Consider the following 14308-nt stretch of genomic DNA (forward strand, 5'->3'; position numbering starts at 1 on the left):
ATGCAATGTGTGTGCAACTTAAAAAGCCAATATGTATAAATGATTAGTTTTTCAGTGCTTTTTTATTTTTCTTCACTTTCCAATTCTTTTATCTCTTTATTGAGGAATACGGATAGGATGGTTCTTAAAACAACAATACCTCCCAATAGGGCCAATTCATTCAAAGTGGGCTCCAATACTGTTTTCAAAATATCCGAAGCTATCAGAAATTCTAAGCCAAGAAGCAGATAAGTTCCGAATGTAGCTCTTAATTTTCGTATATTGGTAATGGAATACCCTCCGGTAAAACGTCGTATTTCATTCTTCAAAAAAGAGATGATACCTATCAACGCTCCGTATGTGACAATCAAAAGGCTTGTCACACTTATAACAGCTGCTAATAAATCCAAGAAATGAGTAAGCATATTTATTTGTCTTTATGAATAGAACAAATAAATAAGCGATATGTTCTTACATCATGATAACTCTATCTTGACAATTCCTCCATAAGGAGTGAGTGCGCCAAACGCCTCTTCGGGTTTAATGATACCTGCATAAATCTGTGCGTTCAGTAAAATGCCGCCATGAGCAAAGATCGCGACTTGTTCATACGGCTTTTGGCGAAGTTCGTCTAGAAAATCGGCAACACGCCGGTATTGATCTTCAAAGGACTCTCCATTGGTCGCTTTTACATGCAGATAATCTGCATACCATCTTTCCAGGTTAGCGTCGGCAATTTCATCGAACCGATGCATTTCCCAATCTCCGAAATTTAGTTCCTTCAGGCGGTCGTCCCGTTCTGCATCCGGGTAGCCGCAAAAGGTAGCCAGGCGTACACAACGGGTTAACGGGCTGGTATAAACCTTATCAAAAGATAAACCTTGTAAATGGGCTGCCGTTTGAGTTGCCTCCATTTCAAAAGTCGGCTTTAAGGGTACATCCGTCTGTCCGTAACAAACGCCTTGCGGAACATCAACAGCAGTATGACGCATGAAGTATATTACCATAGATTTGTATAGATTAAGTTTATAGTCAGATAAAAAGAAAACTCACATAATAGGAAAGTCGCTCCGCAACAATCACCGGTATATCCTTGCAGGCGTCTGCGCATGAGTGACATTAAAAGGATGAACATCATAGCAGGAGCGATGGCTGCCCACCAGTATCCTTTATCCAGTAATAAAAGCATAGGTAGGGCTCCGGCCATAAAAGCGGATAATAAAACATCTGGGCTCATACGGTCATATATGACTTTTGCTTTCGATTCTTCTTCTTTACGGGCGTATGGAAGCGTGTTGATGATTTGTGCGGCACAAAACTTGCTCCAGGCATCTCCGCTTAATATGGCCGCACATGCCAAGGGTACAGAAAGTGTGGTGAGTATATTCCACATCAATCCATAATAGAATAATAATCCGAGCACTCCGTATGTGCCGATATGTGAATCCTTCATGATGGACAGAATCTTGTCACGTGATGTACCGCCCCCGAAGCCATCGCAGAAGTCTGCCAATCCATCTTCGTGTAAAGCACCTGTTACTAATAACCGGGCAGCCAACGCCATGAGCACAGCTATTTGTACAGGCAGAAATTCTGCTGTGATCCATAGAGTGCCTGCCATGATACCTCCTGTCAGCCATCCAACAAAGGGCCAGTAGTCCACTACTCGTTTAAAGTAAACAGGTGGTACGTCAGCTATTTTCCAAAACGGAAGGCGTGTGAAAAAAATGAGGGAGGCAAGCAGTTTCATGGTTAAAAATATTTAGTGATGGAGGCATGGGCGAAATTGTCCATCTCATTCATCATGTTTACAGAGGAAACAACGATGGGATAAGCGCATATCGCTCCTGTTCCTTCTCCCAAGCGCAGACCTAAATTTAATAAAGGGCGTACTTTCATGGCGTCCAATACTAGTTTATGACCGGTTTCATCTCCCTGATGTCCGAATATGGCATACGACAAAACTTCCGGATGAAGTTTTGAGGCGGCCAGTATGCAGTTGGTCATGATGAAGCCGTCTACCAGAATAATCATTCTTAATTCTGCCGCCCGGAGCATGCCGCCTATTGCCATAACCATTTCATATCCTCCGAACCAGGCGATGATATCTTTTGCAGAACCGTCACCGGCATAATGGTCAACCGATTGTTTCAATACATTGTATTTATGGCGGATGCCTTCTGAATCCAGTCCGCTTCCCGCACCTACACATTGCTCTAATGAAATACCTGTCAGCAAATGCATCCAGACAGAGGAAGGGGAGGTGTTGCCAATACCCATTTCGCCAAAACTGACCACATTGCAGCCGTCAGCATGAATCATATCCGTTATCTTTGCTCCACGTTCCAGGCATAATTCCATTTCTTCCATACTCATTGCAGGACCTTTTAGAAAACTGTGCGTGCCACGTCCTACGCTACAGTTGATAATGCCTTTCTCGTAAGGAAGATCGTAATCGACTCCTGAGTCTACTAATACAAGCTTAAAACCATGTTGGCGGCATAAAAAATTAACTCCGGCACCTCCATGTAAAAAATTACTTAGTTGTTGCCAAGTGATTTCTTTGGGAGACTTGCTTACCCCTTCTTCTACTATACCATGATCGGCTGCAAAAAGTACGTTGTGCGGATGGCTTAATGTAGGGGAGAGGGTTTGTTGGATTAATCCGATTTGCAATGCAAGGTCTTCCAGAACGCCCAATGAACCTTTGGGCTTTGTCAAATTGTTGATTTTGTCTATCAATGCCTCCCGAAGACCTTCATCGGGATACTCAATATGAAAGTTTTTCATTGTATTTATTATTTTATAGGAACAGGAATTCCCGATACCATCAAATATACTTGGTCTGCTTTTGAAGCTATATATTGATTCATCCAGCCCTGTAAATCTGTAAAGCGGCGTTGGATGGCGTTTTCGGATACTGCTCCGGAACCTATTTCATTGGTTACGAAAATAAAAGTGGCATCTTGCCGGATAAAATTATCAAACTCCTGTTTGACAGCCTGCAATGCAACCTCTACATCCGCATCCAAATCAAAGAAAAAGTTGGTACACCATAAGGTGACACAGTCAATCAATACTACATTATCCTTTACTTGATGGCGGCTCAGTTCTTTTTCTTCTTCTATATTCGTCCATTCCGGTCCGCGCCTTTCTTGATGTTTGATAACGCGTTGGCGGAATTCTTCATCCCAAATACGGGAAGTAGCTATATAAACGGGAGTGGGTGATAAGCTTAATGCCAATTTCTCCGCGTATGAACTTTTTCCCGAACGTTGGCCTCCTGTGATTAAGATAATACGTCTCATTGTCTTACTTCTCGGTGGCACGCAGAATCAACGTAGTCGCACCTAATGTGATGATAGCGCCTTCCTCGATCCGTATCCGGTCCTTGTTCCCCAAAATCTCGTTCATCAGAAATGTTCCTGTAATGCTGTCATTATCACGCAGGGTATAAATGACTTCCCCTTGTTTGTTGCGTTTCACATTAATGATACAATGCCTTCTGTCCATGCTCGGATCTGATGTCTCGATGGGAATGTCCACTTCAGTGCCTTTGCTTCTGCGTCCTATCAGGTTGTCACCTTCCATCAGGGGTAATACTTGTTTGTATCCGAATACATTTTCTACTACCACGATACTTCCAAAATCCTCTTTATTGGCTTGTTCGTCCAATATTTCTTCTTTACGGGTTGCTTTCAGTTTGGACTTTCCGATACGGATACTGAATTGTTTTTTACAATGGTCGCATACAAAGACCAACGATTGGCCTTCTGTATATTTGGTTTCATCAAAAGTTATATAGTTGTCACATTTGGGACACAAAACTCTTTTCATAAAAAATAATCTTGTTTATTTGGAACTCAATATCCATGCATTCTTGAATGCATCATTTTGTTTCAGTTCATTTAATTTTTTATAAGCAGCGGCTTTATCTGCAAAGTTGCACAAAGACAGGCGATAACGTCCGTTACCTTCTATGATTGTTACATCCTTGTATCCTTTTTGCTTGTACTCATTAAGTACTTGCTGTGCGTCATTGGCTGTCGGTAAACTGGATACGATGATATAATACTTATTTTTTTTACTGCTCGAAGGTGTTGCTGTTTCTTTCTTCTCAGGGGCAGGTTTACTTACAGTAACAGGCTTGGCAACTGGCTGTTCTGTGTTGTTCAATTTTGCTGCAACAGTATTCTTGGGCACTGCTTCTTGTGCTTTTCCTACCTTCTCTACTTTTACAGTTACAGGTTTCAACGTGTTTTGATTATTTTTGATATTCGTCTTCTTGGGTTGCTGCGGTCTGGAAGGAACGGTTACCAAGGTCGTTGCCAAAGATTGGGAACGAATGGCGTCAAACAGACCATCCGTACCTAAAGAAGCATAATTACCTTTGTCCACATATGTGTTCTCTACCGGAACAGACAAGAAGAAAAATAAGACTACAGCTATAGCCACAGCTACTGCATTTCCTATCCACTGACGTTTGAAACGTACAGTTCTCTTCCTTTTTTCTTGTCGGGGAAGTAATTCTCTGGTTGCTGCAGATGTTGTTGAAGTAAGATATTCTAATCTGTTGATGGAAAACGAACTAAGCCCGTATAGGGTAGGTGATAATGCACCGTCCTCATTGGGATGGAACTCGTATGTGCTATGAATATTATAATGTAAGACCCCTATGCCATGCATTTCTGCACATCCATTTTGGTATAGTTGTTCTTTCAATCCAGCTACCTCTTCTTCTATCATGCGTGTGGCATCAGGAAAATCGGTGTGATGGGCTTGCATATACGATTGAACTAATAAACCATCGTTTATAGTCAATTGGGGATTGAAACCAATAGTACGTACAGGGGGAAGATAAAGATTTTCTTCCTTGATATACCGTGCCGGTTGATAGTGCGCTATAAAACCGCCAAAGTCTGGAATAATCACACAGTCATTTTCCAGTAACAGAATTTCTATATGTCTAGCCAATTCAATCATATCGCAAAATTAGCATTTTTATTCCGTTTCAGCGCAACTTTTATGGAAGAAAATAACAACTCACTCATAATTTATTGTAATTTTGCAGCGAAAAAGTTAGACTAACGAATTAAATAAAATGAATATAGCGATTGTAGGAACCGGGTATGTAGGACTTGTTACCGGAACATGTTTTGCCGAAACTGGCGTAGACGTAACTTGTGTAGATGTAAATGCGGATAAGATTGCTAATCTGCAACAGGGTATTATTCCTATTTATGAACCGGGATTGGAAGATATGGTCTTGCGTAATGTAAAGGCTGGACGTCTTCATTTCACCACCTCTTTAGAGAGTTGTCTGGACAATGTGGATATTGTGTTCAGTGCTGTGGGTACTCCTCCCGATGAAGACGGAAGTGCCGATTTGCGTTATGTGCTTGAAGTTGCCAAGACGATTGGTGCTAATATGAAGAAATACACCTTGGTCGTGACCAAGAGTACGGTGCCCGTGGGTACGGCCCGGAAAGTAAAAGCGGCTATCCGGGAGGAATTGGAGAAAAGAGGGGAGTCGATAGATTTCGATGTGGCTTCTAATCCGGAATTCTTGAAAGAAGGTAATGCTATCGATGACTTTATGAGTCCGGACCGTGTGGTAGTGGGCGTAGAGTCGGAAAGGGCTAAAAAACTGATGACCAAGCTTTATAAACCTTTCATGCTGGTTAACTTCCGCGTTATCTTCATGGATATTCCTTCTGCCGAGATGACCAAGTATGCGGCAAACTCCATGTTGGCTACCCGTATCAGCTTTATGAACGATATTGCCAACTTGTGCGAACTGGTGGGAGCTGATGTAAATATGGTACGTGACGGAATAGGTTCCGACAGTCGTATCGGGCGTAAGTTCTTGTATCCGGGATGCGGTTATGGTGGATCTTGTTTCCCGAAAGATGTGAAGGCGTTGATTAAGACTGCCGAGCAGAATGGTTATTCCATGCAGGTGTTGAAAGCGGTGGAAGATGTGAACGAGAATCAGAAAGGCATTTTGTTCGAGAAACTGGTAAAAGTATTCAATGGAGATTTGAAAGGCAAAACAGTGGCTTTGTGGGGACTTGCATTCAAGCCCGGTACGGACGATATGCGTGAGGCTCCGGCTTTGGTACTTATTGAGAAATTGAAACAGTCGGGTTGCAATGTCCGCGCATACGATCCTGCTGCTATGGATGAGTCCCGCCGCCGGATAGGAGAGTCGGTTTATTATGCGCACGATATGTATGATGCGGCTCTTGATGCGGATGCGTTGATTCTGGTAACCGAGTGGAAAGAGTTCCGTCTTCCTACCTGGGGAGTAATCAAGAAGGCGATGAAGCAGCCTGTAGTGCTTGACGGACGAAATATTTATGATGGTGACGAACTACAGGAAATGGGGTTTGTTTATCATTGCATCGGTCGATAAATAAAAAAATAGAGAGAATAACCATGTACAAACGTTTTTCGATAATAATGTTGGCTGTTGCGCTGTCTTCTTGTGGAACTCCGCAACAAAAAGCATCCGCTCTGGAAGAAAACAAGGAGGCAAAATCTTTGTTGGAAGGTATATGGTTGGACGATAATACGGAAACGGCATTACTGAGGGTGAAAGGCGATACCCTGTTTTATGCAGATGCCGCTACGGCTCCCGTTGCTTTTAAAATTATAGGCGATTCGTTGATTACGTATGGTGCACGGACTAATGGTTATAAGATTGAGAAGCAGGGGGAGCATATTTTTTGGTTTCATTCGGCTGTGGGAGATGTGATACGCCTGCATAAGTCTGATACGGAGAATGATTCTCTGGCATTTATCCATACTCGGGAAATCCCTGTTTATAACGAAGTTATTAAGAAAGATTCGGTGGTGACATACGATAATGTCCGTTATCGCGGATATGTGTACATTAACCCGTCAAAGATTAAAGTAATGCGTCCGGGAGTTTCGGAGGAAGGACTTGGGGTGGATAATGTATATTATGACAATATCATACACATTTGCGTGTATGAAGGCAGGAAGAGTCTTTATGCCAAAGATATCACCAAGCAGATGTTCAAGGGGGTGGTTCCGGATGATTTCTTGCAATGGGCTATATTGTCGGATATGGATTTTATGGGTGTCGATTCGAAAGGGTATCATTATCAGGCCACGGTGTGCATACCTGACGGCGCGTCTTGTTATATGGTCAATATCACTGCCGGCAAGGATGGAGGACTTGCATTCGAGTTGGTAAGGTAGTCGTGGCTATGTCATTTTTTTATTTCGCGATTACTATTTGGTCACTATCATGCTCTATAGAGAATATCCTGAAAAATCCTTCAAAAGCTTCAGCCTGCTCGCAAATGCCCTGCCCATCGGTATTCCGGCTGAAGGATTGGACTTGGGAATTCTTCAGCCGGAGATTGGAATCCTTCAGCCGGATTGGTATTCTTCCGATTCTTGGGGAATTGGTTTTCCTGAAGGATATTTTTCGGCTGAAACATTTCACAATGCATATCCTTCAGCCGGAATGCCGATGGGCAGGGCGTTTGCGGAATGGCTGAAAGATCTGAAGGAAAAATAAGGCGTTTCGGCATGTAGATGCCGTTATGGAAAAAACAACAGGTCAAATTTTAAAAAGCTCTTGTTCTTTCAATGAAAACGTCCTGTTCTTTTTTTTAAAGACCTTGTTCTTTTCTGAAAAGAACAGGACGTTTGAGAGGTTAGTAACGTACATGCCGGAAGGTTAGTAACGTGTCACCCCATACGTTACTAATGTGTGGGGTGTAAGGTTAGTAATGTTACAGGTGAAAGATTATATATCCTACAAGCAATACATATAATGGATGTTTGTGATTGCCTCGCATCTATTTTGCAGATGAGCCATGAAGTGACCCTCTCCATAAAATAAAATTGGAGGAAAACAAGTCCGTCTTCCTCCAATGGTTTTTAGATATCATCTCTTCCGTCTATTCTTTTGGGGTGTTTCTTCTATTATTGGCATTGGGCTTGCCCGTACCGTTCTTTTTCCCCTTATAATTGCCTTGTTTTCTGGAGCCGCCACCTTTGTGATTGCTACGACCGGCGCCACTTCGCGGGTTGTATTCGGGCGCTTCTCCCAATTCCTCGGGAACCGGGATTTTATAGATGTTCCTACCCAGGAAATTTTCAATAGCTTTGAATTGGGTCTGCTCTTTCTCACTGACAAAAGTAATGGCGCAACCATCATGGTTGGCACGAGCTGTACGGCCGATGCGGTGTACATAATCCTCGCTGTCATGTGGAACATCGTAGTTGATTACCAAACGAATATCGTCAATGTCTATTCCTCGCGAAACAATATCGGTAGCAATCAGAATATTGATTCTGCCACTTTTAAATTCACGCATAATCTGTTCCCGTTGGGACTGCTCCAAGTCTGAGTGCATTTCACCTACGTTCAGTTTCATCCGCTTGAATGCTTGTGTCACCTCCTTTACTTTCAATTTGGAAGAGGCAAAGATAATGACACGTTCGGGTGTTTGATCCTGGAAAAGGGATTGAATAATTCCCAATTTCTGGCGTTCATAACAGATATAAGCCGTTTGGATAATCTTTTCCGCAGGTTTTGAAACCGCTAATTTTATTTCTACCGGATTGTTTAAGATCGTTTTTGCCAATTGTTGTATTTTAGCCGGCATAGTGGCCGAGAACATGATGGTCTGACGTTCTTTCGGCAGATATTTCACTATTTGCATAATGTCATCCGAGAATCCCATATCCAGCATACGGTCCGCTTCATCAAGAATAAAGAAAGAAACTTTAGACAAGTCTACGTAACCTAGGCTGAGATGACTTATCAGACGTCCCGGAGTAGCAATGACTACATCGGCCCCCAAAGTTAAACCTTTCTTTTCTTGCTCGAAGCGCACACCATCGTTTCCTCCGTAAACAGCCACGCTGGATGCCGGTAGAAAATAAGAGAAACCTTCCATTTGCTGGTCTATCTGTTGCGCTAATTCGCGTGTGGGTGACATGATCACACAATTGATGGCATCTTCCGGATATCCGCCTTTGCTTAATTGATTAAGAACGGGCAAAAGGTATGCGGCAGTCTTGCCGGTTCCGGTCTGTGCCACTCCGATCAAATCTTTTCCTTCAAGAATGACCGGTATGGTATGTTCTTGTACAGGAGTGCATTCTTCAAATCTCATGGCATCTAATGCCTGAAGCACCCCTTCTTCTAAATTTAGTTCTGAAAATTTCATATATATAGTTACTTCTTTCTTTAGAGTTTGCCGCGTTCTTCCAGGTAAGAGTCCTTGAAGCCCAGGAAATAGAGGACGCCGTCCAATCCGATCGTATTAATGGACTGTTGTGCGTTAGCCACTACTTTGGGTTTTGCATGGAATGCTATACCCAAACCGGCTTCGGACAACATGGGCAAGTCATTCGCTCCGTCTCCTACAGCAATAGTTTGTGCTATGTCCACACGTTCTACTTGAGCGATCAGTTTCAGCAGTTCGGCTTTACGTTTTCCGTCAACTACATCTCCCAGATATCTTCCGGTTAATTTGCCATTTACTATTTCCAGTTCATTGGCATATACGTAATCTATGCCGAATTTATCTTTCAGATAATTGCCGAAATAGGTGAATCCACCGGATAGGATGGCTATTTTGTAACCATATCTTTTCAACACGAACATCAGACGTTCCACACCTTCGGTGATGGGAAGGTTTTCTGCGATTTCTTTCATTACGCTTTCATCCAGTCCTTTCAGCAAAGCCACCCGTTCTGTGAAGCTTTCTATGAAATCAATTTCTCCACGCATGGCGCGTTCTGTGATTTCTCGTACTTGGTCACCCACACCGGCGCGTTCGGCTAATTCATCTATACACTCTGTCTGTATCAATGTGGAATCCATATCAAAACAAATCAAGCGTCGCATACGCCGGTACATATTGTCCAGCTGGAAAGAAAAGTCCATTTCCAGGTCACTGCTCAGTTTCATTAACGCCTGTTGCATCTCTTCCCTTTGGCGGGGGGTGCCACGGACGGAGAATTCGATACAAGCCCGTACATTCGCTTTTCGTTCATCCAATGGAATACGCCCTGTAAGACGTTTGATAGCATCAATATTCAAACCTTGTTCCGCCAATATTCCTGTGACTGCCGCGATTTGTTTGGCTGTCAGCTTGCGTCCCAGTAAAGTCAGGATGTACCGGTTCTTGCCTTGCATGTTTACCCATTCCTCATATTCTTCCACAGTAACGGGATAGAAACGGATATTGATGCCTAATGCGGAAGCTTTAAATAGCAACTCTTTCATGATATTCCCTGAATCTTTTTCCTGGCTTTTGAATAAAATGCCTAATGACAGGGTGCTATGAATATCGGCCTGGCCAATATCCAAAATGGTAACATCATATTTTGACAAAATTTCCGTAATGGAAGCGGTTAATCCCGGCCGGTCAAGACCGGTAATTCTGATTAAAATAAGTTCAGTATTATTATTCATACTTTGTGGTTGCTATTTACAGATTGCAAAAGTACGTAAATAAATCCTTATCAGCTATATTTTCTGCATTCTTTTTTCTCGATGAAAAGGACGATTTTATGCTATATAACATATTTTTTGAGAAAAAATCTTGGAGTTAATTTCAAAACTCCTTACCTTTGCCGCAGATTTCCAATTTAAATGGTATTGATTATCAGTACTAAAGATAATGTTCCGGGTGGAAATCACTGTTTAAGGGCAGTCTCGGATAGTATTAACTAAGATCGAATTACATGATTAAAAATGTAAAGTGGATTTTTGTTGTATTAATTATTAGTTCCTTGATTTCATTCTCTTTTGTAGGGAAAAACACGCCGACAGAAGGCTTGACCATAGGAGACAAGGCTCCTACATTTACTATCTGTGGCGAAAAGCAGTTGATTGACTTGAAGGATTTAAGAGGTAAATATGTACTGCTAAGTTTTTGGGCCAGCTATGATGCTTTGTCAAGGATGCAGAATGCTACTTTGAATCATGCCGTCGCGCAGGCCGACAATGTAGAAATGGTTTCCGTTTCATTTGATGAATACAAGTCGATATTTAACGAGACCATTAAAAAAGACCAGATTTCAACTTCTAATTGTTTTGTGGAATTGGCTGGTGTTTCATCGGATCTATATCAGACTTATCGCTTGAAAAGAGGCTTTAAGAACTTTTTGTTAGATGAAAATGGTGTTATCGTTGCCAAGGATGTCACCGTATCCGAACTCTCTTCTTATTTGAATTGAGAGAACATTTCCGAAAGGAAGAAAAATACAACAAAAATAATTACCGTGGATTCTCAATGGAATCTGCGGTTTTTTTTGCTATATGGTATTTTATTGACTTACATCATTTACCATTCACAATCAAATGCCTACCTTTACAGCGGATAAATAAAAAGATTATGAAACAGATTAAGAATATTGTGTTTGATTTCGGCGGGGTTGTCATTGGCCTTGATCGTGAACAGGCTGTAAAGGCATTTGAGCGGATAGGAGTGAGGGAAGCGGACAGTTTATTAGGGAAATACCACCAGCAGGGGATTTTTCAGGAAGTAGAAAATGGAAACATAGATGCTGAGACTTTTCGCTGTGAGTTGAGTAAAATCTGCGGGAAAGAATTGACTTATCAAGACGTGGAAAATGGGTGGAAAGGATTTGTTACGGACGTGCCGCAATATAAATTGGATTACCTGAATGAGCTTCGTAAGAAGTACAAGGTATATATATTGAGCAACACCAATCCTTATGTGATGGGATGGGCGAGGAGCAATGCATTTACTTCTGCGGGAAAGCCATTGGACGCTTATGTTGACAAGATTTATACTTCCTACGAAGCCGGTTCCACCAAGCCGGATCCTGGCATCTTTAACTATATGATCAAAGATAGTAAACTGAATCCGGCTGAAACAATATTTGTAGATGACGGTGCGGCCAATATTGTTATTGGTAAAGAACTGGGCTTTATTACGATGCAACCGGAGAACGGCGAGGATTGGCGTCAAAAACTAGAAAAGCTCCTATGATTATTTAGGAGCTTTTCTGTATAAATAGATAGCAATAAATGTGTAAAGTATATTAGGAATCCATACCGCTATAATAGGAGGGGTGTTTCCGTTGACAGCAAAGGTTGCTGACACTGTTTGGAACAAAATGTATGAAAAACTAAGTGCTAACCCTACTCCTAAATGCAGTCCCATTCCTCCTTTCATTTTTCTGGATGATAAGGAAACACCAATGGTTGTCAAGATAAAAGCGGCAAAGGACATGGCTATACGTTGGTAATATTCAATTTCAAATTCCTTTATGTTGGCGAACCCACGTCTTTTCTGCTTGTCTATATATTCTTTCAGTTCAGGGCTTGTCATGGTTTGTTGCTGCCCTTTCATAATCAGAAAATCTTGAGGCTCCATTTTAATGATCGTATCCAAACGGTCACCCCGAGTGATTTTCTCACGCATACCTTCCATCTCACGTATCATATAGTTCTTGATTGTCCATTTGTGTACAGATGCTGTATCATAAGTGACACTTCGGGCAGTAAGGTGGGCAACCAGTTTCTTGTCATCAAACTTGTCTAAAGAGAAACGGTATCCCGTTTTATTATAATTTTCATAACGTTCTATGTAGGCAATGACCCCGCTGTCTACTTCCAGTTGCACATTCCGCACATATTCCTGTTTCTTTTTTTTCTTATAACGGTCCTCAAAATCCAAACGGGTTACATTTCCCTTAGGTATGACGTATGCTCCCAGTCCGAAAGTAACAACGGAAATGATTGCGGCCGAAATCATATAGGGCCGCATCATTCGTTTAAAACTCATTCCGGTGGAGAACATGGCAATGATTTCCGAGTTTTCTGCCAGCTTGGAAGTAAAGAAGATAACAGCGATAAAGACAAACAAGGGGCTGAACAGATTGGAGAAGTAGGGGATGAAGTTCATGTAATAATCAAATACAATCGCTTTCAGCGGAGCTTTGTTATTGATGAACCTGTCTATATTTTCGTTCACATCAAATACTACTGCAATGGAGATAATCAATGCAATAGCGAAAAAGTAGGTTCCCAGAAACTTCTTAATGATATATATGTCCAGTCTTTTCACCCATTTATCCAGTTTCAGCCAACTGATATTCGGCTTCCACCATTTTTTATCCTTTGGGGATGAATCTGTGTTTGTCTTGAACCAATTCTTCATTTCTAGTAATTTATAATCTTGTAGATAAGCGTTTTACCATCATTGGTTTCCACGTAGAGAAATCTCCTGCAATGATGTGTTTACGGGCCTCGCCTGCTAGCCACAGATAGAATGCCAAGTTGTGGATAGAAGCGATTTGCATGGCCAGCAGTTCTTGTGCGTGGAACAGATGGCGCAAGTAAGCACGGCTGTACATGGTATCTACATACGATGCTCCTTCGGCCTCGATAGGAGAATAATCATCCTCCCATTTCTTGTTGCGCATGTTCATTATGCCGTTTTTAGTGAATAACATTCCATTGCGTCCGTTCCGGGTCGGCATTACACAATCAAACATATCTACACCGCGTTCTATACCCTCCAGTATATTTACCGGTGTACCGACTCCCATCAGATAGCGGGGCTTGTCTTTGGGTAAGATTTCATTGACAACCTCTATCATTTCGTACATTTTCTCGGTTGGCTCACCTACGGCCAGGCCACCGATGGCATTTCCGTCAGCTCCCTTGGAGGCAATATATTCCGCTGATTGTTTGCGTAAGTCGGGATAGACACAGCCTTGTACTATGGGAAATAATGACTGTTGATAACCATATTTGGGATCGGTTTCGTTGAAATGCTTTATGCAACGGTCCAGCCAACGATGGGTAAGCTGCATTGATTTTTTTGCGTATTCATAATCTGCGGTTCCCGGAGTACATTCGTCAAAAGCCATCATGATATCTGCACCGATAGTCCGTTCTATGTCCATCACCCGTTCAGGAGTGAACAGGTGTTTCGAACCGTCTATATGTGAGCGAAATTCCACACCTTCTTCTCTCATTTTGCGGATACCTGATAAGGAGAATACCTGAAAACCACCACTGTCAGTCAGCATAGGACGGTCAAAGCCGTTGAATTTATGCAGACCTCCGGCACGTTCTATTATATCCAGTCCCGGTCGTAAATACAGGTGGTAAGTGTTGCCCAGGATTATCTGTGCTTTAATGTCCTCTTTCAACTCATGTAAATGCACGCCCTTCACCGTTCCCAATGTGCCTACAGGCATAAAGATGGGGGTTTCTATTTGCCCGTGGTCAGTTGTTATCAATCCGGCACGGGCATTCGATTTGGGGTCTGTATATTGTAAGTCAAAAGTCATA

General features: G+C 42.2%; 16 protein-coding genes. 5 read left to right on the forward strand and 11 right to left on the reverse strand.

Annotated features, from left to right (window positions below; all coding sequences use genetic code 11):
* Positions 1 to 62 precede the first annotated feature (62 nt).
* Genes BVU_RS15870 through BVU_RS15900 form a run of 7 tightly spaced genes read right to left on the reverse strand, consistent with a single transcriptional unit; the run spans position 63 to position 4962 of the window.
* Positions 63 to 404, reverse strand: coding sequence for a DUF1622 domain-containing protein (locus BVU_RS15870; protein WP_005846452.1), 342 nt, complete (start codon positions 402 to 404; stop codon positions 63 to 65).
* 51 nt (positions 405 to 455) lie between these two features.
* Complete coding sequence (cobC, locus tag BVU_RS15875) at positions 456 to 986, reverse strand: alpha-ribazole phosphatase (RefSeq protein WP_005846450.1); 531 nt, start codon at positions 984 to 986, stop codon at positions 456 to 458.
* On the reverse strand, positions 980 to 1729 hold the full coding sequence (locus BVU_RS15880; protein WP_012055562.1) for an adenosylcobinamide-GDP ribazoletransferase: 750 nt from the start codon (positions 1727 to 1729) through the stop codon (positions 980 to 982). The genes cobC and BVU_RS15880 overlap by 7 nt, the downstream gene beginning before the upstream one ends.
* Before the next feature lie 2 nt (positions 1730 to 1731).
* Entirely contained in the window at positions 1732 to 2769 is a 1038-nt protein-coding gene (gene cobT, locus BVU_RS15885) for a nicotinate-nucleotide--dimethylbenzimidazole phosphoribosyltransferase (protein ID WP_005846445.1), read from the reverse strand.
* An 8-nt stretch (positions 2770 to 2777) separates the two neighbouring features.
* Complete coding sequence (cobU, locus tag BVU_RS15890) at positions 2778 to 3287, reverse strand: bifunctional adenosylcobinamide kinase/adenosylcobinamide-phosphate guanylyltransferase (RefSeq protein ID WP_012055563.1); 510 nt, start codon at positions 3285 to 3287, stop codon at positions 2778 to 2780.
* A 4-nt stretch (positions 3288 to 3291) separates the two neighbouring features.
* Positions 3292 to 3816 (reverse strand): FHA domain-containing protein, encoded by a 525-nt coding sequence (locus tag BVU_RS15895; RefSeq protein WP_005846443.1) that lies wholly within the window; start codon positions 3814 to 3816, stop codon positions 3292 to 3294.
* Between the two features lie 15 nt (positions 3817 to 3831).
* Positions 3832 to 4962 carry an SPOR domain-containing protein gene (locus BVU_RS15900; RefSeq protein WP_012055564.1) on the reverse strand — a complete coding sequence of 377 codons (1131 nt, stop codon included), beginning with the start codon at positions 4960 to 4962 and terminating at the stop codon, positions 3832 to 3834.
* Positions 4963 to 5080: 118 nt separating this feature from the next.
* Here BVU_RS15900 and BVU_RS15905 point away from each other — a divergent pair, with 118 nt between their 5' ends.
* From BVU_RS15905 to BVU_RS15915, 3 genes are read left to right on the forward strand one after another with little or no spacing between them, the layout of a single operon-like run.
* Positions 5081 to 6394, forward strand: a complete 1314-nt coding sequence (locus tag BVU_RS15905; RefSeq protein ID WP_005846440.1) for a UDP-glucose dehydrogenase family protein — start codon at positions 5081 to 5083, stop codon at positions 6392 to 6394.
* 23 nt (positions 6395 to 6417) lie between these two features.
* Positions 6418 to 7206: a DUF4738 domain-containing protein gene (locus BVU_RS15910; protein WP_012055565.1), complete on the forward strand. Its 789-nt coding sequence runs from the start codon at positions 6418 to 6420 to the stop codon at positions 7204 to 7206.
* 49 nt (positions 7207 to 7255) lie between these two features.
* The gene (locus BVU_RS15915) at positions 7256 to 7531 is read left to right on the forward strand and encodes a hypothetical protein (RefSeq protein WP_012055566.1); all 276 of its coding nucleotides are present in this window, start codon (positions 7256 to 7258) and stop codon (positions 7529 to 7531) included.
* A 385-nt stretch (positions 7532 to 7916) separates the two neighbouring features.
* Here BVU_RS15915 and BVU_RS15920 read toward each other — a convergent pair whose 3' ends face one another.
* Together BVU_RS15920 and serB are read right to left on the reverse strand one after the other, a co-directional pair.
* Complete coding sequence (locus BVU_RS15920) at positions 7917 to 9194, reverse strand: DEAD/DEAH box helicase (RefSeq protein WP_005853389.1); 1278 nt, start codon at positions 9192 to 9194, stop codon at positions 7917 to 7919.
* A 20-nt stretch (positions 9195 to 9214) separates the two neighbouring features.
* Positions 9215 to 10447 (reverse strand): phosphoserine phosphatase SerB, encoded by a 1233-nt coding sequence (gene serB, locus BVU_RS15925; RefSeq protein WP_005842290.1) that lies wholly within the window; start codon positions 10445 to 10447, stop codon positions 9215 to 9217.
* A gap of 272 nt (positions 10448 to 10719) precedes the next feature.
* Here serB and BVU_RS15930 point away from each other — a divergent pair, with 272 nt between their 5' ends.
* Together BVU_RS15930 and BVU_RS15935 are read left to right on the forward strand one after the other, a co-directional pair.
* Positions 10720 to 11214: a TlpA family protein disulfide reductase gene (locus BVU_RS15930; RefSeq protein ID WP_005842288.1), complete on the forward strand. Its 495-nt coding sequence runs from the start codon at positions 10720 to 10722 to the stop codon at positions 11212 to 11214.
* 158 nt (positions 11215 to 11372) lie between these two features.
* Entirely contained in the window at positions 11373 to 11993 is a 621-nt protein-coding gene (locus tag BVU_RS15935; protein ID WP_005842285.1) for an HAD family hydrolase, read from the forward strand.
* Here BVU_RS15935 and BVU_RS15940 read toward each other — a convergent pair whose 3' ends face one another.
* Entirely contained in the window at positions 11994 to 13166 is a 1173-nt protein-coding gene (locus BVU_RS15940; protein WP_005842283.1) for an LptF/LptG family permease, read from the reverse strand. It lies immediately after the preceding gene.
* 10 nt (positions 13167 to 13176) lie between these two features.
* Positions 13177 to 14307, reverse strand: a complete 1131-nt coding sequence (gene tgt, locus BVU_RS15945; RefSeq protein ID WP_005842281.1) for a tRNA guanosine(34) transglycosylase Tgt — start codon at positions 14305 to 14307, stop codon at positions 13177 to 13179.
* Position 14308: the final 1 nt, after the last annotated feature.

The sequence above is a fragment of the Phocaeicola vulgatus ATCC 8482 genome (assembly GCF_000012825.1).
In the GTDB taxonomy this organism is placed as follows: domain Bacteria; phylum Bacteroidota; class Bacteroidia; order Bacteroidales; family Bacteroidaceae; genus Phocaeicola; species Phocaeicola vulgatus.